This is a genomic window from Helicobacter pylori (assembly GCF_014497725.1).
GTDB classification, from domain to species: domain Bacteria; phylum Campylobacterota; class Campylobacteria; order Campylobacterales; family Helicobacteraceae; genus Helicobacter; species Helicobacter pylori_DE.
In genome coordinates this window covers 24,887-51,304 of record NZ_JACTGF010000001.1, presented here as the reverse complement: position 1 = coordinate 51,304, position 26,418 = coordinate 24,887, and the positions used below count along the sequence as shown (strand labels likewise).

General features: G+C 40.1%; 24 protein-coding genes and 1 pseudogene. 24 read left to right on the top strand and 1 reads right to left on the bottom strand.

What is annotated here, in order from left to right:
* Window positions 1–28 precede the first annotated feature (28 nt).
* The 24 genes and pseudogenes from H7N69_RS00260 to ilvE all read left to right on the top strand — a co-directional run bounded on the left by H7N69_RS00260 (window position 29) and on the right by ilvE (window position 25,639).
* The gene (locus tag H7N69_RS00260) at window positions 29–1,378 is read left to right on the top strand and encodes a hemolysin family protein (protein WP_187884300.1); all 1,350 of its coding nucleotides are present in this window, start codon (window positions 29–31) and stop codon (window positions 1,376–1,378) included.
* Window positions 1,375–2,907: a TolC family protein gene (locus H7N69_RS00255; RefSeq protein WP_187884298.1), complete on the top strand. Its 1,533-nt coding sequence runs from the start codon at window positions 1,375–1,377 to the stop codon at window positions 2,905–2,907. The genes H7N69_RS00260 and H7N69_RS00255 overlap by 4 nt, the downstream gene beginning before the upstream one ends.
* An 11-nt stretch (window positions 2,908–2,918) precedes the next feature.
* Complete coding sequence (locus tag H7N69_RS00250) at window positions 2,919–3,908, top strand: HlyD family secretion protein (RefSeq protein WP_000071819.1); 990 nt, start codon at window positions 2,919–2,921, stop codon at window positions 3,906–3,908.
* A gap of 11 nt (window positions 3,909–3,919) precedes the next feature.
* Window positions 3,920–5,017, top strand: a complete 1,098-nt coding sequence (locus H7N69_RS00245) for an ABC transporter permease (protein WP_187884296.1) — start codon at window positions 3,920–3,922, stop codon at window positions 5,015–5,017.
* Window positions 5,014–6,144: an ABC transporter permease gene (locus tag H7N69_RS00240; protein ID WP_078252598.1), complete on the top strand. Its 1,131-nt coding sequence runs from the start codon at window positions 5,014–5,016 to the stop codon at window positions 6,142–6,144. Before H7N69_RS00245 ends, H7N69_RS00240 begins: the two co-directional genes overlap by 4 nt.
* Window positions 6,131–6,703: a YigZ family protein gene (locus H7N69_RS00235; protein WP_187884294.1), complete on the top strand. Its 573-nt coding sequence runs from the start codon at window positions 6,131–6,133 to the stop codon at window positions 6,701–6,703. Before H7N69_RS00240 ends, H7N69_RS00235 begins: the two co-directional genes overlap by 14 nt.
* A 10-nt stretch (window positions 6,704–6,713) precedes the next feature.
* Complete coding sequence (hemJ, locus tag H7N69_RS00230; protein ID WP_000506512.1) at window positions 6,714–7,160, top strand: protoporphyrinogen oxidase HemJ; 447 nt, start codon at window positions 6,714–6,716, stop codon at window positions 7,158–7,160.
* 26 nt (window positions 7,161–7,186) lie between these two features.
* A complete protein-coding gene (gene ubiE / locus H7N69_RS00225; protein WP_187884292.1) occupies window positions 7,187–7,927 on the top strand; it encodes a bifunctional demethylmenaquinone methyltransferase/2-methoxy-6-polyprenyl-1,4-benzoquinol methylase UbiE in 741 nt (246 codons plus the stop codon).
* Between the two features lie 9 nt (window positions 7,928–7,936).
* Window positions 7,937–8,197, top strand: coding sequence for an exodeoxyribonuclease VII small subunit (locus tag H7N69_RS00220; protein WP_187884290.1), 261 nt, complete (start codon window positions 7,937–7,939; stop codon window positions 8,195–8,197).
* A 3-nt stretch (window positions 8,198–8,200) separates the two neighbouring features.
* Window positions 8,201–8,998 carry a carbon-nitrogen hydrolase family protein gene (locus H7N69_RS00215; RefSeq protein ID WP_187884288.1) on the top strand — a complete coding sequence of 266 codons (798 nt, stop codon included), beginning with the start codon at window positions 8,201–8,203 and terminating at the stop codon, window positions 8,996–8,998.
* Window positions 8,999–10,246, top strand: a complete 1,248-nt coding sequence (gene serS / locus H7N69_RS00210) for a serine--tRNA ligase (protein ID WP_187884287.1) — start codon at window positions 8,999–9,001, stop codon at window positions 10,244–10,246.
* 9 nt (window positions 10,247–10,255) lie between these two features.
* Window positions 10,256–12,790: a tetratricopeptide repeat protein gene (locus H7N69_RS00205; RefSeq protein ID WP_187884285.1), complete on the top strand. Its 2,535-nt coding sequence runs from the start codon at window positions 10,256–10,258 to the stop codon at window positions 12,788–12,790.
* Window positions 12,790–14,835 (top strand): DNA helicase UvrD, encoded by a 2,046-nt coding sequence (gene uvrD, locus H7N69_RS00200; RefSeq protein WP_187884283.1) that lies wholly within the window; start codon window positions 12,790–12,792, stop codon window positions 14,833–14,835. The genes H7N69_RS00205 and uvrD overlap by 1 nt, the downstream gene beginning before the upstream one ends.
* Window positions 14,832–15,488 (top strand): flagellar basal body P-ring formation chaperone FlgA, encoded by a 657-nt coding sequence (gene flgA / locus H7N69_RS00195; protein ID WP_187884281.1) that lies wholly within the window; start codon window positions 14,832–14,834, stop codon window positions 15,486–15,488. The genes uvrD and flgA overlap by 4 nt, the downstream gene beginning before the upstream one ends.
* Window positions 15,489–15,497: 9 nt before the next feature.
* The gene (locus H7N69_RS00190; protein ID WP_000780113.1) at window positions 15,498–16,061 is read left to right on the top strand and encodes a UbiX family flavin prenyltransferase; all 564 of its coding nucleotides are present in this window, start codon (window positions 15,498–15,500) and stop codon (window positions 16,059–16,061) included.
* Window positions 16,061–16,534, top strand: a complete 474-nt coding sequence (coaD, locus tag H7N69_RS00185; protein WP_187884279.1) for a pantetheine-phosphate adenylyltransferase — start codon at window positions 16,061–16,063, stop codon at window positions 16,532–16,534. The genes H7N69_RS00190 and coaD overlap by 1 nt, the downstream gene beginning before the upstream one ends.
* A gap of 1 nt (window position 16,535) precedes the next feature.
* Window positions 16,536–17,111 carry a dTMP kinase gene (tmk, locus tag H7N69_RS00180; protein ID WP_187884277.1) on the top strand — a complete coding sequence of 192 codons (576 nt, stop codon included), beginning with the start codon at window positions 16,536–16,538 and terminating at the stop codon, window positions 17,109–17,111.
* Window positions 17,099–17,674 carry a ComF family protein gene (locus H7N69_RS00175; RefSeq protein ID WP_187884275.1) on the top strand — a complete coding sequence of 192 codons (576 nt, stop codon included), beginning with the start codon at window positions 17,099–17,101 and terminating at the stop codon, window positions 17,672–17,674. The genes tmk and H7N69_RS00175 overlap by 13 nt, the downstream gene beginning before the upstream one ends.
* 32 nt (window positions 17,675–17,706) lie before the next feature.
* A complete protein-coding gene (locus H7N69_RS00170; RefSeq protein WP_187884273.1) occupies window positions 17,707–19,746 on the top strand; it encodes an HsdM family class I SAM-dependent methyltransferase in 2,040 nt (679 codons plus the stop codon).
* A pseudogene (locus H7N69_RS00165) lies at window positions 19,743–20,439 on the top strand (restriction endonuclease subunit S); the annotation flags it as partial. The gene H7N69_RS00170 and the pseudogene H7N69_RS00165, both read left to right, overlap by 4 nt.
* Entirely contained in the window at window positions 20,431–20,994 is a 564-nt protein-coding gene (locus tag H7N69_RS00160; protein WP_187884269.1) for an N-6 DNA methylase, read from the top strand. The pseudogene H7N69_RS00165 and the gene H7N69_RS00160, both read left to right, overlap by 9 nt.
* A gap of 65 nt (window positions 20,995–21,059) precedes the next feature.
* On the top strand, window positions 21,060–23,705 hold the full coding sequence (polA, locus tag H7N69_RS00155; RefSeq protein WP_187884267.1) for a DNA polymerase I: 2,646 nt from the start codon (window positions 21,060–21,062) through the stop codon (window positions 23,703–23,705).
* Window positions 23,706–23,819: 114 nt separating this feature from the next.
* Window positions 23,820–24,566, top strand: coding sequence for an outer membrane protein (locus H7N69_RS00150; RefSeq protein WP_187884265.1), 747 nt, complete (start codon window positions 23,820–23,822; stop codon window positions 24,564–24,566).
* Between the two features lie 50 nt (window positions 24,567–24,616).
* The gene (ilvE, locus tag H7N69_RS00145; RefSeq protein ID WP_187884263.1) at window positions 24,617–25,639 is read left to right on the top strand and encodes a branched-chain-amino-acid transaminase; all 1,023 of its coding nucleotides are present in this window, start codon (window positions 24,617–24,619) and stop codon (window positions 25,637–25,639) included.
* A 4-nt stretch (window positions 25,640–25,643) separates the two neighbouring features.
* Here ilvE and H7N69_RS00140 read toward each other — a convergent pair whose 3' ends face one another.
* Window positions 25,644–26,339 carry an outer membrane protein gene (locus H7N69_RS00140; protein ID WP_187884261.1) on the bottom strand — a complete coding sequence of 232 codons (696 nt, stop codon included), beginning with the start codon at window positions 26,337–26,339 and terminating at the stop codon, window positions 25,644–25,646.
* Window positions 26,340–26,418 lie beyond the last annotated feature (79 nt).

Below are 26,418 nucleotides of genomic sequence, written 5' to 3'. Positions count from 1 at the left end.
ATTTATCGTTAGGTTTTAGGTTTAAATCATGGGGAGGAATCAAGGAGCTTATTTGGATCCGTCTGAATCGATTTTGATGTTGATGGTTGCTTTTTTATTGGTGCTGTTGAACGCTTTTTTTGTGCTTTCAGAGTTTGCCCTTGTGAAAGTGCGTAAAACCCGCTTAGAAGAGTTGGTTAAAATCGGTAATTCCAACGCTAAACTCGCTTTAAAGATGAGTCAAAGACTAGACACTTATTTGAGCGCCACGCAGTTAGGCATCACCCTTTCTTCATTAGCTTTAGGCTGGGTGGGTGAGCCCGCTATCGCAAAATTGTTAGCCGCGCTGTTTGAGTCTATGGATTTGAGAGAAAATCCTATTTTTATCCATTCAATGAGCGTGGTCATAGCGTTTTTAAGCATCACTTTTTTGCATGTCGTGTTGGGCGAGATTGTGCCTAAATCTTTAGCGATCGCTAAATCTGAAAAAGCCGCTCTTTTTGCCGCGCGCCCTTTGCATGTGTTTTGGGTGGTGTTTTATCCGGTGGTGCGCTTGTTTGATGTGATCGCTCATTTCTTTTTAAAAAAAGTGGGCATCAATCCTAAAGAGCATGACGGCACGCATTCTGAAGAAGAGTTAAAAATCATTGTGGGCGAGAGTTTGAGAGAGGGCATTATTGATTCGGTGGAGGGGGAAATCATTAAAAACGCGGTGGATTTTTCTGACACGAGCGCTAAAGAAATCATGACCCCACGAAAAGACATGGTGTGTTTGGACGAAGAAAACAGCTATGAAGAAAATATAGACATTGTTTTAAAAAGCCGCTTCACGCGCTATCCTTATTGTAAGGGTTCTAAGGATAACATTATCGGCATGGTGCATATTAGGGACTTGCTTTCTCGCTCTATTTTTACCCCTAAAATGCATGATTTCAAGCAAATCGTTAGGAAAATGATCATCGTCCCTGAGAGCGCTTCCATTTCTCAAATCCTTATTAAAATGAAAAAAGAGCAAATCCATACCGCTTTGGTGATTGATGAATACGGCGGCACGGCCGGGTTGCTCACTATGGAAGATATTATTGAAGAAATCATGGGAGAGATTAGCGACGAATACGATTTGAAACAAGAGGGCGTGAACAAGCTTGAAGAAGGCGTGTTTGAATTAGAGGGCATGCTGGATTTAGAAAGCGTAGAAGAAGTGCTTCATATCCAATTTGACAAAGAATGCGAGCAGGTAACGCTTGGGGGGTATGTTTTCAGCTTGTTAGAGCGCATGCCTATAGAGGGGGATACAATCGTTTCGCATGGGTATGCTTTTGAAGTCTTAAGCGTGGATGGGGCTAGGATAAAACGCTTGAAAGCGGTTAAACAAGATCAGGGAGAAAATGAAGCATGAAAAAAACAACCCTCTTTGTATTGGGCTTATTGTTCAATAGCTCTTTGAACGCTGTTGATGGGATTTCTCAAACCGAGCCTTCTTCTTTGAATTTGGCTGAAGACAGCCTGCCTTTGAATAATCCTAACGCTCAAAAACTTTCTTTAAAAAACGCATGGAATAGGGTGTTATCCAACCATGAAGGCTTGCATGCACAAGAATACGCCATTAAGCGAGCGAGTAAAATGAAATTAGCAGCTAAGCTTTCTTTTTTGCCTCAAATTGATTTGAGCGCTTTTTATGTGTATCTCTCTAACCCCATTAAAATGGATTTTGCCAGCCAAAAACAACCGGGCGTGCAAAAAGCCACCAACCAGATCCATCAAGGCTTGCAAAACATCCAGCAAAATATCCCCCCTCAAGTATTAACCCCTCAAATCCAGGCGGGCATGCAAGGAGTGATGCAAGGTTTTGGGGCTTTGAGCAGCACTTTAGAAGCCCCCTTATTGTTTTCTAAGCAAAATGTGGTGATTGGGGCTTTGAGCATTATTTATCCCCTTTATATGGGTGGGGCAAGATTCACGATGGTGCGCATTGCGGATTTGATGCAAAAAGACGCTAATGAAGTGTATCGCTTGAAAAAGCTTTCCACTTTTCAAGAGCTTGTGAGCGTGTATTACGGCATGGTGTTAAACGCAGAAGTGGCTGAAACTTTAGAAGAGGTGGAAAAAGGCCATTATAAGCATTTCCAAAACGCTTTGAAAATGCAAAAAGTAGGGCAAATCGCTAGGGTAGAAACCTTAGGCGCTCAAGTGGCTTATGATAAGGCCCATATCGCTAGCGTTAAGGCTAAAGACGTGTTGGAAGTTTCGCAGCTCTCGTTCAATTCTATTTTGTCTAGCAAAGACGATTTAGCGCCTTCAAGCAAATTAGAGATCCACACGGAGAAAAATCTGCCCGATTTGAGCTTTTTTGTTGCTTCCACGCTCAATTCCTACCCGGTTTTAAAGACTTTAGAAAATCAGATTCAAATTTCTAAAGAAAACACGAAACTACAGATCGCTAAATTCTTGCCCCAAGTGAGTTTTTTTGGCTCTTATATCATGAAACAAAACAATTCGGTGTTTGAAGACATGATCCCTAGTTGGTTTGTGGGCGTGGCTGGGCGTATGCCTATCCTTTCCCCCACAGGGCGCATTCAAAAATACCAAGCGAGCAAATTAGCGGAATTACAGGTCAATAGCGAACAAATCCAGGCTAAAAAAAACATGGAATTATTAGTGAATAAGACTTATAAAGAGACGCTTTCTTATTTGAAAGAATACAAAAGCTTGCTTTCTAGCGTGGAATTAGCCAAGGAAAATTTAAAACTCCAAGAGCAGGCTTTTTTACAAGGCTTAAGCACGAACGCTCAAGTCATTGATGCGAGGAACACGCTTTCTTCTATCGTCGTGGAGCAAAAAAGCGTGGCTTATAAATACATTGTTTCATTGGCGAATCTAATGGCGTTAAGCGATCATATTGATTTATTTTATGAATTTGTTTATTAAAGGAAAAAATCATGTCAAACAGCATGTTGGATAAAAATAAAGCGATTCTTACAGGGGGTGGGGCTTTATTATTGGGGCTAATCGTGCTTTTTTATTTAGCTTATCGCCCTAAGGCTGAAGTGTTGCAAGGGTTTTTGGAAGCCAGAGAATACAGCGTGAGCTCCAAAGTCCCCGGCCGCATTGAAAAGGTGTTTGTTAAAAAAGGCGATCACATTAAAAAGGGCGATTTGGTTTTTAGCATTTCTAGCCCTGAATTAGAAGCCAAGCTCGCTCAAGCTGAAGCCGGGCATAAAGCCGCTAAAGCGCTTAGCGATGAAGTCAAAAGAGGCTCAAGAGACGAAACGATCAATTCTGCAAGAGACGTTTGGCAAGCGGCAAAATCTCAAGCGACTCTAGCCAAAGAGACTTATAAGCGCGTTCAAGATTTGTATGATAACGGCGTGGCGAGCTTGCAAAAGCGCGATGAAGCCTATGCGGCTTATGAAAGCACCAAATACAACGAGAGCGCGGCTTACCAAAAGTATAAAATGGCTTTAGGGGGGGCGAGCTCTGAAAGCAAGATTGCCGCTAAGGCTAAAGAGAGCGCGGCTTTAGGGCAAGTGAATGAAGTGGAGTCTTATTTAAAAGATGTCAAAGCGACAGCCCCAATTGATGGGGAAGTGAGTAACGTGCTTTTAAGCGGTGGCGAGCTTAGCCCTAAGGGCTTTCCTGTGGTTTTAATGATAGATTTAAAGGATAGTTGGTTAAAAATCAGCGTGCCTGAAAAGTATTTGAACGAGTTTAAGGTGGGCAAGGAATTTGAAGGTTATATCCCGGCGTTGAAAAAAAGCGCGAAATTCAGGGTCAAATATTTGAGCGTGATGGGGGATTTTGCGACTTGGAAAGCGACGAATAATTCCAACACTTACGACATGAAAAGCTATGAAGTGGAAGCCATACCCTTAGAAGAGTTGGAAAATTTTAGGGTAGGGATGAGCGTGTTAGTTACCATTAAGCCTTAGAAAGGATTGTTTTGTTCAGATTGATAAGCGCATGGGTTTTACAAGACAAGTTCTTGTTTATCGTGTGTTTTATATTGCCTTTTTGTTTAGGGGTTTTAGGCATGCAAATCTTTAAGCAAGAAATCCCAAAACAGCTCCCTATCGTGGTGGTGGATTGGGATAAGACCACTACAAGCCATCAGGTAGCGTTTGAATTAGGCGCAACGAGCGCGCTTGAAATCAAATACCAAGTGGCTAGCCTTTTAGAAGCCAAACGCTTTTTAAACTCCGCTGAAGTGTATGGGGCGTTGGTTTTGCCTAAAGGTTTAGAGAAAAAAATCAAAATGGGGCGAAAGGTGGATTTGCCCTTTTATTATAATGCGGAATATGTTTTAGTGGGGAAAACGCTCAAAAACGCTTTTTTACAAACCGCTTTGACTTTAGACGCTAAAACCTTAGCCACCAAAGCTTTAGTGCGAGATTCCAATTTGATTTCTGCTAAAGCCCAAGCGGTGCCTATTGTTTTGCAATTGCATGCCCTATACAATGAAGAAAACAATTACACGCAATACCTTTTAAGCGTGATGCTGCCTTGCATGTGGCTCATTTTTATTGCGATTGGCATGCTCAATTTCATTCAAAAAACCTCTAACATGCGAGAGCTTTTGATCAGTATTGTAGCGAATGTGTGCGTGTTTAGTTTTTGGGGGATGGGCATGGCGTTTTATTTTAATTTCATTGGCATGGAGGGGCATTATGCGCATTTGTCATTGGTCTTTTTAGCGGTAGTCTTGATGACGCTCATTATGAGCGGGTTTGTGGTGTTGGTTTATGGCGTTTCAAAAAGCGCTATTGAAACCGCTGGCGCGATTGGGGTCTATACCGCTCCAAGCTTTGCGTTTGCTGGGGTGACTTACCCGCAAAACAACATGGAAATTTTTGGGAGTTTCTGGAGCCATTGCTTGCCCATTAGCCATTTTATGAAGTTCTTTTTACAAGAGGCCTATTATAAGACGGATTTTACCGAGTCTTTACATTCTCTAATGCCGCTTGTGTTCTTTTTGATTTTTTTAGCTTTAGGGCTTTTGGTTTTTTATTTTTCTTTTAAAAAAGACAAGGCTAGCGCATGAATTTTTTTAAAATCCTTTTAATGGAATTAAGGGCTATTGTTTCTCATAAGGGCGTTTTATTGATCCTTATAGGCGCTCCTTTAATCTATGGCTTGCTTTATCCTTTGCCTTATTTGAAAGACATTGTAACGCAGCAAAAAATCGCCCTTGTAGATGAAGACAATTCCTTCCTTTCTAGGCAATTAGCCTTCATGGCGCAAAGCTCCAACGAGTTAGAAATCGCTTTCTTTAGCCCCTCTATGCTGGAAGCTAAAAAGCTTTTAAAAGAAGAAAAAATTTATGGGATCTTGCATATCCCTTCGCATTTTGAAGCCAATATCCATAAACAAGTGCCTGTAACGATAGATTTTTATGCGAACGCCAATTACTTTTTGATCTATGGCGCGTTAGCGAATGCGGTGGTGGAGAGCATCAATGCGTTAAATGATGAAATAAGGTTTAAACGCAACGCTCAAATAGAAGAAGCTGAATTAGGGACAGATGGGATTAAAATCAGGCCTATCGCTTTGTATAACCCTAGTGAGGGGTATTTGAATTACGCGCTCTCTAGCGTGTTTATTTTCATTTTGCACCAGGTGATGCTCATTGCAAGCAGCATGTTTACTAGCTCCAGGCGTTTGGAATTAGTCCTTTTAGACAAGAAACAAATCGCTTTAAGGCTGTGCGCAAGACTCTTGGTGTTCATGGGGGCGTTTAGCGTTTTTGTTTTATGGTATTTTGGGGCGCTGTTTTCTTTTTATGGGATCGAACGGCATGGAAGCGCTTTAATAGTGTTTTTGAACAGCTTGATTTTCATGCTTGCGGCCTTGAGTTTGGGGTCGTTTTTAGGGGCATGGATTAAAAATGAAGCCCACACCACTCAAATCGTTTTGATTTCTTCTTTGCCCTTGATTTTTATGATGGGTTTTGTGTGGCCTTTTGAATCCTTGCCCTCTTATTTACAGGTTTTCGTTCAAATAGTGCCTGCTTATCATGGGATCAGTTTGCTCGGGCGGTTGAATCAAATGCATGCGGAATTTATAGATGTTTCTATCCATTTTTACGCGCTTATTGCGATTTTTATCGTGAGTTTTATAGGGTGCGTGTTCAAACTCAGCTCTTTAAAGAAAGCTTGTGAAAACGCTTAAAAACCTCATCACCTCCAAGCACCAGACTAAAGCGTCTCGTTTTTTAGGGTATCTTATGCCTTTTGATGATTTTGAAAAAACCCTTTTGCAATTGAAAAAAGAGCATTTTAAAGCCGCGCATTTTGTAACGGCGTTCCGCTATTCTTTAGGGGGCAAAATCACGGAGGGTTTTAGCGATGATGGCGAGCCTAAAGGGAGTTCAGGGATGCCTGTGCTTAGCGTTTTAAGGCGAAAGGATTTGATCAATATAGGATTAGTGAGCGTGCGTTATTTTGGAGGCACGCTTTTAGGGGTTGGGGGCTTGATGAAAGCTTATGCCACTAGCGCGTTATTGTGCGTAGAAAACGCTCAAAGAGAAAACGCTTTGAAGGATTTTGTGGAGTTGGAAACTTTAAGCGCTCATTATTCTTACAAAGAATTAGACGCTCTTCAGCGTGAAATTAAGAAATTTAGCTTACAATTAAGCAAAAAGAATTTTTCAAACCAAAGCGTGGAAGTGGAAATCAGCGGCGAAAGAGAAAATTTGCAAGCGTTTTTACAGCAAAATAAGATAAATTAGGGAGAGTGGTATGGGATTTTTGAGTGGGTATTTTTTATGGGTTAAGGCTTTCCATGTGATAGCGGTCATTTCGTGGATGGCGGCGTTATTTTATTTGCCGCGCCTTTTTGTCTATCATGCAGAAAACGCACATAAAAAAGAGTTTGTAGGAGTGGTTAAAATCCAAGAAAAAAAGCTTTATTCCTTTATCGCTTCACCGGCTATGGGTTTCACGCTTATCACAGGGATTTTAATGTTGTTGATAGAGCCTACACTCTTTAAAAGTGGGGGGTGGTTGCATGCTAAGTTGGCTTTAGTGATCTTACTTTTAGCCTATCATTTTTATTGCAAAAAATGCATGCGCGAGCTAGAAAAAGACCCCACAAGAAGAAACGCAAGGTTTTATCGTGTGTTTAATGAAATACCCACGATTTTAATGATTCTCATTGTGATCTTAGTGGTTGTCAAGCCTTTTTAAAGACAAGCCATGAAAAAAGAAAAGTCATGAAGAAAGAAAAGCACCTCAAGCAAGAAAAAATCATCAACATGTTTGATGATATAGCCAGCTCTTACGATCAAGCCAACCGCTTGATAAGTTTTGGCTTAGACATTAAATGGCGCCAAAGGGCTTGTGAGCATGCGTTTTTGTTTTTGGAGAATAAAAAAGCGTTAAGGCTTGTGGATGTGGCATGCGGGACGGGGGATATGCTTGTGGCTTGGCAAAAAAGCGCTCTCCATTGCGGCATAGAGTTTAAGGAATGTTTGGGGATTGACCCCTCTAATAACATGCTTGAATTAGCCATTAAAAAATGTGAAGAGCTTGAAAATAAAGCTTCTTTCATCCAAGCTCAAGCCAAAGACTTAAAAGGTGTTGAAAATAACAGCGTGGATATCCTCTCCATTGCGTATGGCTTGCGTAATATCGTGGAAAGACAAGAAGCTTTAAAAGAGTTTTTTAGGGTGTTAAAGCCTAGGGGCGTTTTAGTGATTTTAGAATTTTTAAAAAAAGACAACCCCACATGGCTGGATAAAATCTCAGGGTTTTACACGAATAAGGTTTTGCCTTTAGTGGGAGGGACTATCAGTAAGAATTATGGCGCTTATTCTTATTTACCGCAATCCATTGAGGGGTTTTTGAGTTTAGAAGGTTTGAAACATGAATTAAAAAACGCAGGGTTTGAGATTTTAAGGACTGAAGATTCTATCGCTCAAATTTCAACGACCATGCTTGTTAGAAAAAGCTAAAGGAATGCCATGCAAGATGAATTATTTGAAACCGAAAAAATCCCCCCAAAAAACGCTAAAAACGCTAAAAACGCCCCTAAAAAAAGCTTTGAAGAGCATGTTCATTCCCTAGAGCAAGCCATAGATCGCTTGAATGATCCCAATTTATCCTTAAAAGACGGGATGGATTTGTATAAAGTGGCCATGCAAGAGTTGTTTTTGGCTCAAAAGCTTTTAGAAAACGCTTATTTGGAGTATGAAAAACTCCAAACGCCAGACAAAAAGGCTTAAAGGATGCGAGTGTTTGCTTTGCAGTTAGAGTCTTTTAAAGAAACTCTCATGCAATCCTTATTCAACTCCATACCCAAGCAAAGCGTGGTGGTGTTGCCTGAATACGTGATCAACCCCTTTTTCCACCATAACATGGGATTGGATGTGAATGAAATCAGCGCGCAGTCTGTGCAGGCGGTTGAGTTTTTATCGCAAAAATGCGAAGAGCTAGACTTAATCATCTCAGCCCCGGTGCTTTTAGAAGAACATTCTAAAATCTATAAAAAAATCGCCCTCATTTCTAAAGAAAATATCCAATATTACACGCAACAACGCTTAATCCCCTATCCTCACTGGGATGAAGAGAGCTTTTTTGACAATGAAAAAAGCACCTTTAAAGAATTATTAGTCTTTGAAAGAGATGGCTTGAAATTCGCCCCTTTGTTTGGCTTTGAAGCGCATTTTGATGAAATATGGGTTCAGGCTAAAAATCAGGGCGTGGATGTGGTGCTTTTAAGCAGCGTGGCCACTTTTGAATCCAATGAAAGGTGGCGGCTTTTGTGCCAGATGCGCGCTTTTTGCGCTTCTTGCGTGGTGGTTAGGGCTAATAGGATCGGAGCGTATCGCCAGATCATTGTAGAAGAAGATCAAAAAAACGAATTTTTGTGGAAATTTTATGGGGATAGTTTTGTGGCCTTGCCTAATGGCACCATTGAAGATTCTTTAGAGGGTAAAATGGGGGCTTTGAGCGCTCAAATGGATAAAAATGAAATTGATGAATGGGCTAAATTGTGGCATTTTAGAACGATTAAAGAGGGTTGAATGATTGATAGAAAACTTTTATTGCAAGATTTTGACAAGGTGGCTCTTTCTTTAAAAAAGCGTAATAATGCGATGGATGATGGATTGGAGCGTTTGCGCGAAGTCATCACGCATTATAAAAAGCAACTCATTGAATTAGAAAGCTTGCAAGCCTTTCAAAACAAGGTTTCTAAAGAATTTGGTATCAAAATGGCTCAAAAAGCGGATACAAGCGATCTCAAAAAAGAGCTAGAAAACAATAAAATCAAACTGAATGAGCTTTCCAAAAGCGTGGGCGAATTGGAGCAACAAATAGATTTAAAGCTTTCCATAATCCCCAATCTAGTGGATGAAAAAACCCCTTTAGGTGCGAATGAAGAAGACAATATAGAGATTAAAAAAATCTTAACCCCAAGGGTTTTCACTTTCAAACCCAAAGAGCATTTTGAACTCGCTCAAAAAAACGGCTGGATTGATTTTGAAAGCGGCGTGAAACTCGCTAAAAGCCGTTTTTCTGTCATCAGGGGTTTTGGGGCTAAAATTTATCGCGCGCTCATTCATTTAATGTTAGATTTTAATGAAAAAAATGGCTTTGAAATCATCTACACGCCGGCGTTAGTGAATGAAAAAATGCTTTTTGGGACCGGGCAATTACCCAAATTCAAAGAAGATGTTTTTAAAATAGAAAATGAAAATTTGTATTTGATCCCCACCGCTGAAGTAACGCTCACCAATTTATACAACGACACCATTATTAGCGTTGAAAACCTCCCCATTAAAATGACCGCGCACACGCCTTGTTTTAGGAGCGAAGCAGGGAGCGCGGGCAAGGATACAAGGGGGATGATAAGACAACACCAATTTGATAAAGTAGAATTAGTGGCTATCACGCACCCTAAAGAAAGCGATGTCATGCAAGAGCATATGCTAGAGAGCGCGAGCGAGATTTTAAAGGCTTTGGAATTACCGCACCGGTTTGTGCAATTGTGCAGTGGGGATTTAGGCTTTAGCGCGAGCAACACGATAGATATTGAAGTGTGGCTGCCCGGGCAAAATTGCTACCGAGAAATCAGCTCGGTGTCTAACACGAGGGATTTTCAAGCCAGGCGAGCCAAAATCCGCTTCAAAGAAAATCAAAAAAACCAATTAGCACACATCTTAAACGGCTCTTCTTTAGCGGTAGGCAGGACGATGGTCGCTTTAATGGAAAACCACCAGCAAGAGGATGGGAGCATCCACATTCCTAAGGCGTTAGAAAAATACCTTTAAGGCTAGTTTGTGCTGAATGAAGAGCAAAATTCATTAGAAGAAAAAGGGGGCGAAAATAAAAACGAAAAAGAAACCCCCTTAAAGGGCATTCATTCTAAAATCCCCTCTTTGAAGCAGGCTTTGGAGCAGACGATTAGTAAAATCAAAAGCTCTAAAGAGTTTTTCAAACAGCTTTTACACAATAAAAAAAAGCTTTATATCGCGCTTGGAATATTGCTTTCACTCATCGCGCTCATTGTAATTTTGAGCTTGTTACTAGGGCATAAAAAAGAAAGCCAACCAGCTTCTTTACAAACTAATACCGCCACCACTAATAACGAAACGCCTAATAACACCAACAACGCTAACAACGCGCAAGCCGAGGGGCAAATAGAGAATTTAGACTTACCCGATTTAATCGGCAAGGACTCCCTCAAACGAAGCGATGAGAATCAAGTGGATGCGATGATGCAAAAAGCGAGCCTTTTGTATGAGCAAGGGCAAAAAGATGAAGCTTTGCATTTGTTTGACAAGGCCGCTTCTTTTTCGCAAGGGATTGCGAGCCATAATTTAGGGGTGATTAAGTTTAAGGAAAAGGATTTTAATGGGGCGTTGGATTTGTTTGATTCTAGCATCGCTTCTAAAGAAAACGCGAGCGTGAGCGCGATTGATGCGTTAGTGAGCGCTTATCATTTGCAAGATGAGGATTTGTATTATCATTATCTAAAAATTGTAAGAGACACTTTGTATAAAGACTATAAAAAATCTTTTTACTCCTACGCTTACGCGCTCAAATCCTATTATGCTGGAGAGTATTTTGAAGCCCTTTCGCCTTTAATGCACCCTAATTCCAACGCCTTTTTAAAGCCTAACGCGCGCTTAGCGTCTAAATTGTTTTTGATGTTTAAAGATGAAACGAACGCTTACAAGCAATTACAAAAAAGCGCAAACGCCCAAGATGAGCTTGCTTTAGGGCTTTTGCAGGCGCGTTTGGGCCATTACAAACAGGCTTTGGAGCATTTGCAGCATTATTTGCACAACTACCCTAAAGATTTAAACGCTTTAATGGCTTTGGAATTGGTGAGTTTGAAAATGGGCGATACCCTTAAAGCGAGCGAAGCCTTAAAATTAGCCAGCCACACAAAAGAAGATAGCGTGCTAGCCAACTCTTTTTACCCCATCAAGCCCACGATAAACCCTGTTTTTTTGGATAAAGAAAGGGCCAAAGAGCGTTTTTGGAACACGCAATATTTTGAAGGCAAAAGGGATTTTATCTACCGCTTGCTGTTTTATTACGCTCCTTTTAAGGTTTTAGACTCTAAAGAAACCTTAGGCGTGATTGAAGAGGGGCTGTTTCTTTTGGATTCTGAAGCGCAAAAGGATTTAGAGGGGGCAAGCCTTGCTTTTAAAAGGGGGCGTTTGATGGCGATAGCGGATAAAAACGCGCTCAAAGGGCTGAAAGCGTTAGAAAACAAGCAGTTAAAAAAAGCCCTTTCTTTTTTTGATTTGTCTTTAAAAAATAGCCCCAATAACGCGCTCCTCCATTATAATACGGGCTTGATTTATGCGCAATTAGAAAATTACCACAAAGCTTATTTCCATTTTTTAAGGGCTTTCCATTTGAATTCTGCGGATTATTTGAGCGCGGTTTTTGCGATTTTAGCCTCGCATTTCACCCACGAAGACACCACGGAGTTTTTAAGAGAAATCACAGAGAATTTTTATAGTCAGGATTTTTCTAGTCCCACGCAAAAAGCTTTACTCTCTTCGCTCATCGCTTATTTGAATTACCGCACGAATTGGGATATGGACTGGCTCAAAAACGCCCCTAAAAAGCTCCCTTTTTATTACGCGCTAGAAGCGGTGTTCGCTAAAGAGAGCAAGGATAAAAAATTGATGGTGCAATCCTTTGGGAATTTAAAAAAAATGCTCCCTAAAGATCTCATCTCTAATATTTTTTATGAAATCGTCTCGTATTATGATGCGAGTATCCGCCACACTTTAAGCATTTACACCCTTTTAGATTCGCATAAAATCAGTTGGGATCAAACCATGCAAGGGCCCATTTTAGGGCGTCATTTCTACACTTACATGGGATTTATGGTCAATGATTTGGATCATCAAGAAAAATTATTAGAGCAAAAAATCGCCAGTTTAGAAGAGGGCCAAGCCCCTAACGATTGGTTAGAAAATTTAGCGTTAGTGAGTTTGTTTCAAGGCCAGTATGAAAAAGCGGGTGCGTTGTATCAAAACTTAATTGATGGGCTTAAGGATAATGAGGTGCGTTTAAAAATCCTAGCGGGTTTGACTTATATCGCACAGAATAATTACAATAACGCCGCTTTATGGCTAGAGCTTGGGAAATTAGACGATCCGAATAATGAAAATATCCGTTACGCTTTGGGGTTGTTGTATCAAAGAAAGGGGGACTTGAAATCAGCGCTAAACCATTTTTTAGCCATTAAAACCTCTGATTTTTCGTCGCCTTATTTTGATTTTGAAATTGATACTAACCTTTTAAAAGAGCGTTTAAACCAAGAAGAAAAGGGCGAGTTTTTAGAATAATGGGTTTTGAAAAAAGCATTTTGGACAATTTGAACGGAGTGCAAAAAATCGCCGCAAGCCACATTCAAGGGCCATTGCTCATTTTAGCGGGAGCTGGGAGCGGTAAGACTAAGACTTTAACGAGCCGTTTAGCGTATTTGATTGGAGCTTGTGGCGTGCCTAGCGAGAACACTTTAACGCTCACTTTCACCAATAAAGCGAGTAAAGAAATGCAAGAAAGGGCTTTGAAATTATTAAAAAACCAAGCGTTTATCCCCCCCTTGCTTTGCACTTTCCATCGTTTTGGTTTGCTGTTTTTAAGGCAACACATGAGCCTTTTAAAAAGGGCGTGCGATTTTTCGGTGCTAGATAGCGATGAAGTCAAAACGCTGTGCAAACAGCTCAAAATTTCAAACTTTAGAGCCAATATTTCTCAAATCAAAAACGGCATGATGGATTTGAGCATGCAAGATAGCGAATGTCATAAAGCCTATGAGCTTTATCAAAATGCGCTCAAAAAAGACAATTTAGTGGATTTTGACGATTTGCTTTGTTTAAGCCTTAAGATTTTACAAGATAATGAAAAACTCGCCAAAGAGGTTAGCGAACGCTATTATTATATTATGGTAGATGAGTATCAAGACACGAACGCCTTGCAATTGGAGTTTTTAAAGCAATTGAGTTGCGCGCACCATAATTTGTGCGTGGTGGGCGATGACGATCAGAGCATTTATGGTTTTAGGGGGGCGGATATTTCTAATATTTTAAATTTTTCCAAGCATTTTAAAGGGGCTAAAATAGTGAAATTAGAGACCAATTATCGCTCTAGCGCTGAAATCTTAGCATGTGCTAATTCCCTTATTAGCCATAACCAACACCGCCACATTAAAACGCTTCAAAGTTTCAAAGGCTCGCATAAAAGCGTGGTTTGTAAGGAATATTTGACGCAAAAAGAAGAGAGCCTGGATGTGGCTTATCAAATCAAAGCCCTTTTAAAGAAAGGCGAAAATTTAGAAAATATCGCTATTTTGTACCGCTTAAACGGGCTTAGCCGCAGCATTGAAGAGAGCTTGAACGCTTTGAATATCCCTTATAGGCTCATTGGTGCGGTGAGTTTTTATGAAAGAGCTGAGGTTAAAGACGCTTTGGCGTTCATGCATGTGGTGGCGAAAAAAGACGATCGCTTTTTTATTAAGCGCGTTTTAAACAAGCCCCCAAGAGGCCTTGGCAAGATCACTCAAGAATGGATTTTTTCTCTTTTAGATGAAGAGGGTTTGGATTTAGAAGAGGCGTTAAAACTTGGGGCGTTTAAAGACAAACTCAACCCTAAAAACGAATACGCTTTAAAGAAATTCATGGCCATGATAGGGCGTTTGAGGGAGGCTTTTGAAATTTCAGTAGAGGAGTTTTGCGAGCGGTTTTTAGAAGAGACTAACCTTTTAAAAAGCTATGAAAAAGAAGACAATTACGAAGAAAGGGAGGGCTTTGTTAAAGAGCTTTTAAGTTTAGTGAAAGAGCATTTTAAAACTAACCCCACGCATTCTTTATTGGATTTTTTGAATGAAAGCGTGTTAGATGTCCATAACACAGAAAACGCGCAAAAAGTGAGCTGCATGAGCGTGCATATGAGTAAGGGCTTAGAGTTTAAGCATGTGTTTGTGATCGGGTTAGAAGAAGGGTTTTTCCCGCATAGGGGGTTCAATCAAGAAAGCGATTTGGAAGAAGAAAGGCGCTTGGCTTACGTAGCGATCACTAGGGCTAAAGAAGGATTGCAGCTCTCTTATGTCAAAGAGCGTTCGTATTTTGGGAGGAAAATTTCTTGCTCGCCCTCTGTGTTTTTAGAAGAAGCCCAGTTGCTCCAACAAGACAGACCCCCTAAACACGATTACCAAAAAGATACGCCCATTAAAGTGGGGGATTTGATCAAACATAAGATTTTTGGCACCGGGAGGGTTTTAGGCGTAGAAAAAGGTTTGAGCGGTGTGTGCTTGAAAATCAATTGCGGAGGGAATGTCTATGATAAAATTTCAGAAAAATTTGTAGAAAAAGTGGATAACGAGTTTTGAAAATTTTAACCCTTTTTTTGATAGGTTTAAACGCATTGTTCGCCCTAGATTTGAACGCGCTTAAAACAGAGATTAAAGAAGCTTACCTTAAAGAATACCAAGACTTAAAATTGGAAATTGAAACCATTAACTTAGAAATCCCGGAGCGTTTTTCTCATGCTTCCATTTTAAGCTATGAATTAAACGCTTCTAACAAGCTTAAAAAAGATGGGGTCGTGTTTTTAAGGTTAGAAAATGAGCCTAATTTACGCCTACCGGTGCGTTATAGCGTGATAGGCAGCATGCAGGCTTTTAAAAGCATAGGAGCGATTAAGAAAGATGAAAACATCACCGCTAATAACACTCAAAAAGAGCGCGTTTTGTTTGGCGCGCTTTCTAACCCCTTATTAGAGGGTGCGATCGATAAAGTGAGCGCGAAACATTTTATCCCCCCTAACACGCTTTTAAGCATGGATAAAACCCAAGCCTTAATCATCGTGCGTAAAAACGACATCATCACCGGGGTGTATGAAGAGAGGCAAATCAGCATAGAAATAAGCCTAAAAGCCCTAGAAAATGGCGCGCTTAATCAAATCATTCAAGCCAAGAATTTAGAAAGCAATAAAATCTTAAAAGCAAAAGTGTTGAGCAGCTCTAAAGCGCAAATCTTATAAAGGATATTCATGAAATTAGTTTTAGGCATCAGCGGGGCGAGCGGGATACCCCTAGCCTTGCGGTTTTTAGAAAAATTACCCAAAGAAATTGAAGTTTTTGTCGTAGCGTCTAAAAACGCGCATGTCGTGGCGTTAGAAGAATCTAATATCAACCTTAAAAACGCCATGAAAGATTTACGGCCTAGCGCGACTTTTTTTAACGAGCAAGACATCCATGCGAGCATCGCTTCAGGGAGTTATGGTATCCATAAAATGGCGATCATTCCAGCGAGCATGGACATGGTGGCTAAAATCGCGCATGGCTTTGGGGGGGATTTGATTTCTAGGAGCGCGTCTGTGATGCTTAAAGAAAAGCGCCCCTTACTCATTGCCCCTAGAGAAATGCCTTTAAGCGCTATCATGTTGGAAAATTTGCTCAAACTCGCTCATTCTAATGCGATCATTGCGCCGCCGGTGATGACTTATTACACCCAAAGCAAGACTTTAGAAGCGATGCAAGATTTTTTAGTGGGGAAGTGGTTTGACAGCCTGGGAATAGAAAATGACTTATACCCGCGATGGGGAATGAACTGATGCAAAAAATCGGCATTTACCCGGGCACTTTTGATCCGGTCACTAACGGGCATATAGACATTATCCACCGCTCTAGCGAATTGTTTGAAAAGCTCATTGTCGCTGTGGCGCACTCAAGCGCTAAAAACCCCATGTTTAGTTTAGATGAGCGCTTAAAAATGATGCAACTCGCCACTAAAAGTTTTAAAAATGTAGAATGCGTGGCGTTTGAAGGGCTGTTAGCCAATCTGGCTAAAGAATACGATTGTAAGGTGTTAGTTAGGGGTTTAAGGGTGGTGAGCGATTTTGAATACGAATTGCAAATGGGCTATGCGAACAAATCTTTAAACCACGAATTAGAAACCTTGTATTTCATGCCCACTTTACAAAACGCTTTCATCAGCTCTTCTATCGTGCGATCCATTATCGCGCATAAGGGCGATGCGAGCCATTTAGTGCCTAAAGAAATTTATCCTTTGATTTCAAAGGCTTAAAATGTATGTGGTGTTAGAAGGCGTTGATGGCGCGGGCAAAAGCACTCAAGTAGGATTGTTAAAAGACCGGTTTAAAAACGCCCTTTTTACCAAAGAGCCAGGGGGGACGAGAATGGGCGAGAGTTTAAGGCATATTGCTTTGAATGAAAACATCAGCGAATTGGCTAGAGCGTTTTTGTTTTTAAGCGATAGGGCTGAGCATGTAGAAAGCGTGATAAAACCGGCATTGAAAGAAAAAAAGCTCATCATTAGCGACAGGAGTTTGATCTCTGGCATGGCTTATAGCCAATTTTCAAGCTTAGAATTAAACCTGCTCGCCACTCAAAGCATCTTGCCTGAAAAAATCATTCTTTTAGTGATAGACAAAGAGGGCTTAAAACAGCGCTTAAGCCTTAAAAGTTTAGACAAAATAGAAAACCAAGGCACAGAAAAATTGCTCACAATCCAGCAAAAACTCAAAACCCACGCTTACGCGCTAAAAGAAAAATTCGGGTGCGAAGTTTTGGAATTAGACGCTCAAAAAAGCGCTAAAAACTTGCACGAGAAAATCGCCGCCTTTATTGAATGCGTTGTTTAACTTGTTTGAAGCTTTCTTTTAAGCCTCTTTGCCCAAATTGCTTGAACGATTTGCCCTTAAATTTAAAAGTAAGGGTTTTAGAGGGCGTGAGCGTGTATAGTTTTTACGCTTATAGCGAAATAGAAGAACTCATTAAAAGCAAATACACGCTGATTGGCTCTCGCATTTTGCCCTTGCTTTCTCAAAAAGCCGGCGCGGAATTTGTAAAAATCTTACAAGAACAAGGCTTGAATATTCCCTTTTATGGCATCGCCATTGATGATAAAATCAAATCCTTTTACTCGCATTCAGCCGCGCTTTTAAAAGGCTTTTGTCAAGGCAATTTAAAAGCCACTTACGGGCGTTTAAGGGCTAATAATGCTGTTTCGTATGCCGGGAAAAGCCTGGAATTTCGCGCCAATAACCCACGGAATTTCACCTTCAAAGGCGATGAAAGTTTAGATTATTTTTTATTAGATGATATTATCACCACCGGCACCACCCTAAAAGAAGCCCTAAAATACCTTAAAACCCTAAACATCAAAGCCCACTTTGCGATTGCGCTTTGCAGCGCGGATGAATGAGTTATAATTTTGTTTTTTAAAAGGATAAAACCATGCAAGCTTTTCGGTTAGAAGATGATGTTGATGACTATGTCAAAAAAGAATTGACCAATTTAGGGCTTGTGAAAAATACGGATTTTAATGTTAAAAGCCAAATGAGTCCTAGCCTTAAAAACGCTCTTTTGAATGCGAGTAAAACCAAAGATAAAACTTCTTATGGCGAGCCAGATTTCAGCTTAGAAAAATACACGCACCCTAAAAATAAAGGAAGCGTTATCCCTGTAATCATAGAAAACAAACTCTACGCTAAAAATTTGAAAAAGCTCAAAAACAGCGCGTTGCAAAACGATGATCATTCCATTTCAAAATTCGCCGTGAATGGGGCTTTACACTACGCTCAAAATATCCTAAGAGACAAAGAAAAATATAAAGAATGTATCGCCATAGGCATAGCCGGCGATGATGAAGAAAACCTTTTGATAGAAGTGTATTATGTTTTTGCAAGCGGGATCAATTCGCACAAACTCACTAACGCTAAAAACCTGCATTTTTTAGAAAATCAAGAATCGTTTAACGCTTTTTATAAAGAATGCACGCTCACGGAAGAAGAAAAGCATTCCATTTTAATCAAAACCAAAGCCGATCTAAACGAAACCGCTAAAAAACTCAACCGCCTTATGCATAACCACAACATCACCGCGCCTCAGCGCGTGCTATATGTGAGCGGCATGCTTTTATCCATGCAAGAAATTAAGGGCAAAAAAGGGGGCTTAAAACCAAGCGATTTAAAAGGCGAAATAACCGACACTAGCCGTGATGGCGTTTTAGTGTTTAACCAAATCAGCGAATTTTTGAAAACCAAAAACTTGAGCGAAGAAAAACGAGATCTGATGCTCGCCAGTTTTAAAGAAATCAGTAAAGACCCGCAGCGCGATAAAATAACGAGCCTGGATAAAGCCATAAGCATGCTTTTAGAAAAAGATTCAAGCATCACTAAGCAAATTTTTACCTTTCTTTATGAATTTGTCCATAAGCCCATTAATGAAAGCGACAATACCGGTCATTTAGACATCATGGGCGAACTTTATAGCGAATTTTTAAAATACGCTTTAGGGGATGGTAAGGAATTGGGCATTGTTTTAACCCCACCTTATGCAACTAAAATGATGAGCGAACTTTTAGGGGTTAACGCGAAATCCTTTGTGATGGATTTAGCCGCAGGGAGCGCCGGTTTTTTAATTTCTTCTATGGTGCTAATGATTGAAGACATTGAAAAAACCTATGGTAAAAACACCACTATAGCGAATGAAAAAATCAAAAACATGAAAACCACGCAGCTTTTAGGAGTGGAGCTTAACGCTGAAATGTTTTCTCTAGCCACCACTAACATGATTTTAAGAGGCGATGGCTCAAGTTTAATCATCAAAGGCAACACTTTTGAAACCAATAAAAAGATTTATGAGGATTTCAAACCCAATATCCTTTTATTAAACCCTCCTTTTAGCTACGGAGAAAACGGCATGCCTTTTATCAAGTTTGGGTTAGAGCATATGCAAAAAGGCGGTTTAGGAGCGATCATTATCCAAGATAGCGCAGGGAGCGGGCAAGCGTTAAAATCCAATGTTGAAATTTTAAAAAAACATTCGCTTTTAGCGAGCGTTAAAATGCCCACCGATTTATTCATGCCTCAAGCCGGGGTGCAAACCAGCGTTTATATTTTTAAAGCCCATGAGCCGCACGACTATGAAAAGCCCGTTAAATTCATAGACTTTAGAAACGACGGCTTCAAACGCACCAAAAGAGGCTTAAATGAAACCTCTAACCCCACCAAACGCTACGAAGAAATCATTAAAATTTACAAAGCCGGCTTAAACGCTAAGGTTTCTAAAGAGTTGTGGGGCGATTTAGAAACAATCTATATTGAAGATTTTATCGCTAAGCCGTGCGAAAACAAGCATGCTAAAGACTTTAATTTTGAAGCCCACCAAAAGAATGAGACTAAACCCGAATTAGAGGATTTTAAAAGAACGATAGCCGATTACCTTTCTTATGAAGTGGGCTTGATTTTAAAAAACCAAACACCCCCAAAGTGATTGGCCCCCTTAGTAGCCAACTCAACGCTATTAAGTGGGGCGAGTTCAAATTAGGGGATTTGTTTGAAGTGTTGTCAAGCAAGAAAATTTATCATGCCAACACGATAAAAATCCATGACACACAAATAGAAAACAGCTACCCTTATGTCGTGCGTGCTACAACTAACAATGGTATAAAAGGCTTTATTATAGATGACCCTACATTTACTAATGAAAAAAATACCCTTTCGTTCGCGCAAGACACTTTCACCGTGTTTTATCAAAAACAACCTTATTTTACAGGCAATAAGGTTAAAATTTTAAAACCAAAATTTGCTTTCAAAAGCCCTAAAATTTTACATTTTATAAGCACGATTTTACAATTTATTTTAAAGCCCTTGACTTGGGGGCTAGGCTCTACAACAGAAAGCATTGCAGAGTTTAAATTTTCTCTACCCCTAAAACCCACTGCTAAAAATCAAACCCTTGAGGATATTGATTTTCATTTCATGGAAACATTCATAGCCGAACTTGAGCAGTGTCGGCTCGCCGAACTTCAGGCTTATTTAAAAGCTACAGGGCTAGAAAACACCACCCTTTCTAACGATGAAGAAAACGCCCTCAATCTTTTCAACGGCAACAATTCTGGGGGGGGGGGGTAATACCCCATGCGGCTTAACATGGCAACACTTCAGATTAGGGGATTTGTTTGAAAAAGTGAGCGCAAGATTTTTAGGCAAGGGGGATAAATTTAAGGCAACTTCAAAAAGCATTACAGACACACACAATATCCCCCTAGTTTATTGCAAAAAGGGGAATAATGGCATTATGTATTGGGGTAAAAAAGGTGATTTTGAAACCTATAATAATATCATTTCTATTATCTATAATGGCGTAATTGCTACAGGATTAACTTATGCCCATAGAGATGAGGTAGGGATTTTAGCTGAAAGCTATTTTATAAAATTTAAAAATGGTAATCCTAATTTTTTATGTAACTTATTTATAAAAACAGCGATTGAAAAAGTTTTATACCCAAAATATTCACGAGACAATTTAGCGACATGGGCTAATAAAGTAGAGAACGAGTTAATCCTACTCCCCACCAAACAACATGGTAAAATAGATTTTGATTTCATGCGCACCCTCATCAACGCCCTAATGAAACAAACCATTCAAGGCGTGGCTCAATACTGCGGCGCTAAAATACAGGCCGCAAAAGAAATCATCAGCCAAGAAACACCCATTCAAAAAAACTCGTTATTTTGAAAGAGATGAGGTCCAGCTTGTGTTACAATAAATTTAAAATTCGCTTGATTGAAGAGGGTTGAACCATGGAGCAGCCAGTCATTAAAGAGGGGACTTTAGCTTTAATTGATACCTTTGCGTATTTGTTTAGAAGCTATTACATGAGCGCTAAAAATAAGCCTTTAACCAACGATAAGGGCTTTCCTACAGGGCTTTTAACGGGGCTTGTGGGCATGGTTAAAAAATTTTATAAAGACAGAAAAAACATGCCTTTTATCGTGTTCGCCCTAGAAAGCCAGACTAAAACTAAAAGAGCTGAAAAATTAGGCGAATACAAACAAAACCGCAAAGACGCCCCTAAAGAGATGCTTTTACAAATCCCTATCGCCTTAGAATGGTTGCAAAAAATGGGTTTTACTTGCGTGGAAGTGAATGGGTTTGAAGCCGATGACGTGATCGCCACTCTAGCCACGCTAAGCCCTTATAAAACCCGCATTTATTCTAAAGATAAGGATTTTAACCAGCTTTTGAGCGATAAGATCGCGCTTTTTGATGGCAAAACGGAGTTTTTGGCGAAGGATTGCGTGGAAAAATACGGGATTTTGCCGAGTCAATTCACGGATTATCAGGGCATTGTGGGGGATAGCAGCGATAATTACAAGGGGGTTAAAGGCATTGGGAGCAAGAACGCTAAGGAATTGTTACAGCAATTAGGGAGTTTGGAGAAAATCTATGAAAATTTAGACTTGGCGAAAAATTTACTCAGCCCTAAAATGTATCAAGCCCTTATACAAGACAAAGCAAGCGCGTTTTTAAGCAAAGAATTAGCCACTTTAGAAAGAGGATGCATTAAAGAATTTGATTTTTTAAGTTGCGCTTTTCCTAGCGAAAACCCCTTATTGAAAATTAAAGATGAATTGAAAGAATATGGTTTTATTTCTACCTTAAGGGATTTAGAAAATTCCCCTAAGCCTTTAATTTTAGACAACGCCCCTAAAAAATCGCACATGATTGTTTTGGAAAGCACCGCGCCTTTGAGCGCGTTTTTAGAAAAATTAAAAAACCCTAACGCTAGGGTTTTTGTGCGTTTGGTTTTGGATAAAGAAAAAAAAGTTCTGGCCCTAGCGTTTTTATTACAAGATCAAGGCTATTTTTTACCCTTAGAAGAGGCGTTATTTTCGCCCTTTTCTTTGGAGTTTTTGCAAAACGCTTTTTCTCAAATCTTACAGCATGCGTGTATCATTGGGCATGATTTAAAGCCCTTGTTGAGCTTTTTAAAAGCCAAATACCAGGTGTCTTTGGAAAATATTCATATCCAGGACACTCAAATTTTAGCGTTTTTAAAGAATCCGGAAAAAGTGGGGTTTGATGAAGTTTTAAGGGAATATTTAAAAGAAGAATTAGTTCCGCATGAAAAAATCAAAGATTTTAAGACAAAAAGTAAGGCGGAAAAATCAGAGCAATTGAATATGGAATTAAACGCTTTAAAGCGTTTGTGCGAATACTTTGAAAAAGGGGGGCTAGAAGAGGATTTGCTTATTTTGGCTAGAGACATTGAAACGCCGTTTGTGAAAGTTTTAATGGGCATGGAATTTCAAGGCTTTAAGATTGATGTGCCTTATTTCAAGCGCTTAGAACAGGAGTTTAAAGATGAATTAAACATTTTAGAGCACCAAATTTTGGATTTGATCGGTGTGGATTTTAACCTCAATTCGCCCAAGCAACTTAGCGAAGTCTTGTATGATAAATTAGGGCTTCCTAAAAATAAAAGCCATTCTACCGATGAAAAAAACTTGTTAAAAATCCTAGACAAGCACCCAAGCATCCCTTTGATTTTAGAATACAGAGAATTGAACAAGCTTTTTAACACTTACACCACCCCCTTATTGCACTTAAAAGACAAAGACGATAAAATCCATACCACTTTCATCCAAACCGGCACAGCTACCGGGCGTTTAAGCTCGCATTCGCCTAATTTGCAAAATATCCCGGTGCGATCGCCTAAAGGCTTACTCATTCGTAAGGGCTTTATTGCCAGCTCTAAAGAATATTGTTTATTGGGGGTGGATTATTCGCAAATTGAATTGCGCCTGTTAGCCCATTTCAGCCAGGATAAGGATTTAATGGAGGCGTTTTTAAAGGGGCGAGACATCCATTTAGAAACTTCTAAGGCGTTGTTTGGTGGAGATTTAGCCAAAGAAAAACGATCCATCGCTAAAAGCATTAATTTTGGGCTGGTGTATGGCATGGGGAGTAAGAAATTGAGCGAAACTTTAAACATCCCTTTAAGTGAGGCTAAAAGCTACATAGAGGCGTATTTCAAACGATTCCCTAGCATCAAAGATTATTTAAACCGCATGAAAGAAGAGATTTTAAAAACTTCTAAAGCCTTTACTTTGCTTGGGCGTTATCGGGTGTTTGATTTTAATGGCGTGAATGACTATGTTAAGGGCAATTATTTGCGAGAGGGCGTGAATGCGATTTTTCAAGGGAGTGCCAGCGATTTATTGAAATTGGGCATGCTCAAAGTGAGCGAGCGTTTCAAAAATAACCCTTCAGTGAGGCTGCTTTTGCAAGTGCATGACGAATTGATTTTTGAGGTTGAAGAAAAAAACGCCCCAGAGTTGCAGCAAGAAATCCAACGCATTCTTAATGATGAGGTTTATCCTTTGAGGGTGCCGCTAGAAACGAGCGCGTTTGTGGCGAATCGTTGGAATGAACTAAAAGGTTAGTTTTTTAATTGAGTTTAAGAAAAAATATATTATTATTTCTTTATAAGTAATACTTAGCCATTTTAAGCTAATATAATATAGAGCGATTATCAAAAAATAAAGGGAAAAGACTGAATGTTGAAAAGAATTATATTGTTAGGGGCTTTGGGTGTTGTAGCGAACGCTGAAGAGAGCGCGGCTTTTGTGGGAGTCAATTACCAGGTGAGCATGATACAAAATCAGACTAAAATGGTGAATGAAAACGGCTTGCAAAAACCTTTGATAAAGTTCCCGCCTTATGCAGGAGCGGGTTTTGAAGCGGGCTATAAGCAATTTTTTGGTAAGAAAAAATGGTTTGGCATGCGTTATTATGGGTTTTTTGACTACGCGCACAACCGCTTTGGCGTGATGAAAAAGGGTATCCCGGTGGGCGAGAGCGGGTTTATTTACAATAGCTTTAGTTTTGGAGGGACGACTTTAACAGAAAGGGATTCCTATCAGGGGCAATACTATGTCAATTTATTCACTTATGGTGCAGGGCTGGATACGCTGTGGAATTTTGTAAATAAAGAAAACATGGTTTTTGGTTTTGTGGTGGGAATCCAATTAGCCGGGGATAGTTGGGCAACGAGCATCAGTAAAGAGATCGCTAATTATGCAAAACACCACAGCAATTCCAGTTATAGCCCAGCTAATTTCCAGTTTTTATGGAAGTTTGGGATCCGCACCCATATCGCTAAATACAATAGTTTGGAATTAGGGATTAAAGTGCCTACGATCACGCACCGGCTTTTCTCCATTACCAACGAAAAGGGATACACCTTACAGGCTGATGTGCGTAGAGTCTATGCGTTTCAAATCAGTTACTTGAGGGATTTTTAACCCCTTTTTAGATACAATCATACCTAAAACTATCCATTTAAAGGTGTGAAATGCCAAATTTAGAAAATTTAGACTGGAAAAATTTAGGCTTTAACTACATTAAAACGGATTTTCGCTTCATCGCTACTTATAAAAACGGCTCTTGGTCGCAAGGCGGATTGGTTAGCGAAAATGCGTTACAACTCAGCGAAGGCTCGCCGGTCTTGCACTACGGGCAGGCTTGTTTTGAAGGCCTGAAGGCTTATCGCTCTCAAAAGGGGAAAGCTCTTCTTTTTCGCCCTTTAGAAAACGCCAAACGCTTGCAAACTTCATGCGAAAGACTGCTCATGCCCAAAGTGAGCGAAGAGCTGTTTTTAAAGGCATGCGCTGAAGTGATTAAAGCGAATCAAAAATGGCTCGCTCCTTACAAAAGCGGGGCGAGTTTGTATTTGCGCCCTTTTGTCATAGGCGTAGGGGATAATTTGGGGGTAAAGCCGGCCAGTGAATACCTTTTTATCGTGTTTTGCGCACCGGTGGGGGCGTATTTTAAGGGAGGTATAGAAAAAGGGGGGGCTAGGTTTATCACTACGATTTTTGATAGGGCTGCGCCTAAAGGCACCGGTGGGGTGAAAGTAGGGGGGAATTATGCCGCAAGCCTGTTAGCCCACAAAATGGCCACAGAGCAAGGCTATGATGATTGCATTTATTTAGACCCCACCACGCACACTAAAATTGAAGAAGTGGGGGCGGCGAATTTTTTTGGCATCACGCATGATGATGCCTTTATCACTCCGCATTCGCCAAGCATTCTGCCAAGCATCACCAAAAAAAGCTTGATGGTTTTGGCTAAAGAATATTTGAACCTCAAAGTAGAAGAGAGGGAAATCCTAATGGATGAGTTGGATGCGTTTAAAGAGGCTGGAGCGTGCGGGACAGCTGCAATCATTACACCCATTAAAGAAATCACGCACAATAACAAATCTTATTTTTTTGAAGCACCGGGCCATATTACTAAACAACTCTATGACTTGCTTTTATCCATCCAGCAAGGCGAACAAGAAGCCCCCAAAGATTGGATTTTTGAAGTTGGCTAAAAGGTTAAAATTTATAGCTGTATGCCGCATAAAATAAGGGCGAAGTCTCAAAGCGTTTGGAGCTAGAAAGCAATCTGGCGGTGGGTAAGATTTTAAACCCTAATTCAATGCGGTGCCTTAAAAAAAGCGTGAGCATAACCCCCCCATTAATCGCTAAACCCCCTGAAACCACCGAATGTTTAAAAAACTTGAAATTTTGCTTGTCTGTATAAACGACTAAAGCCCCCCTAGCTCCCCCAAACGCCCCCAAATAATGCTTATAACTCCCTAAAGGAAATTCCATAATCACATCCAAACCCACCGCAAGTATGGTAAAAAAAGAATTGGTAGGATCTTTATGGCTTTGGTAATTCACTTTTCCTGACCCAAGATCCCATGCAAAAACCCCCCTAATCCCGATGTATTTTTTAAAAAAACTTTGCACGCCGGTTTTTAAATTGAGCGTGGCGATCCAATCTTTCATTTCCTTGCCTTGATAGTCCTTAATGGCTTCTACAGCGCCAACCCCCCCTAAAAAATACCACCCGCTTTTTTTACGAGTGAGTTTTTGGCGGTTAATGATGCTTCTATAGAGCTTTTCATGGGCTTCTTGGTAATTTTTTTTAGGGGTTTTATTGCGCAAAATAGGCATGGCATCAAGGGGTGGAATAACAAATCCCCCTATCAAAAAAACGCACAAAAAAATGATTTTTTTAAACATTTTAAAAATAATTAATCCTTTATTAAACGGAATGTTGTTTAACTTTTTGGTTTATCATTGTGTTAAAATAGTCGCTTTA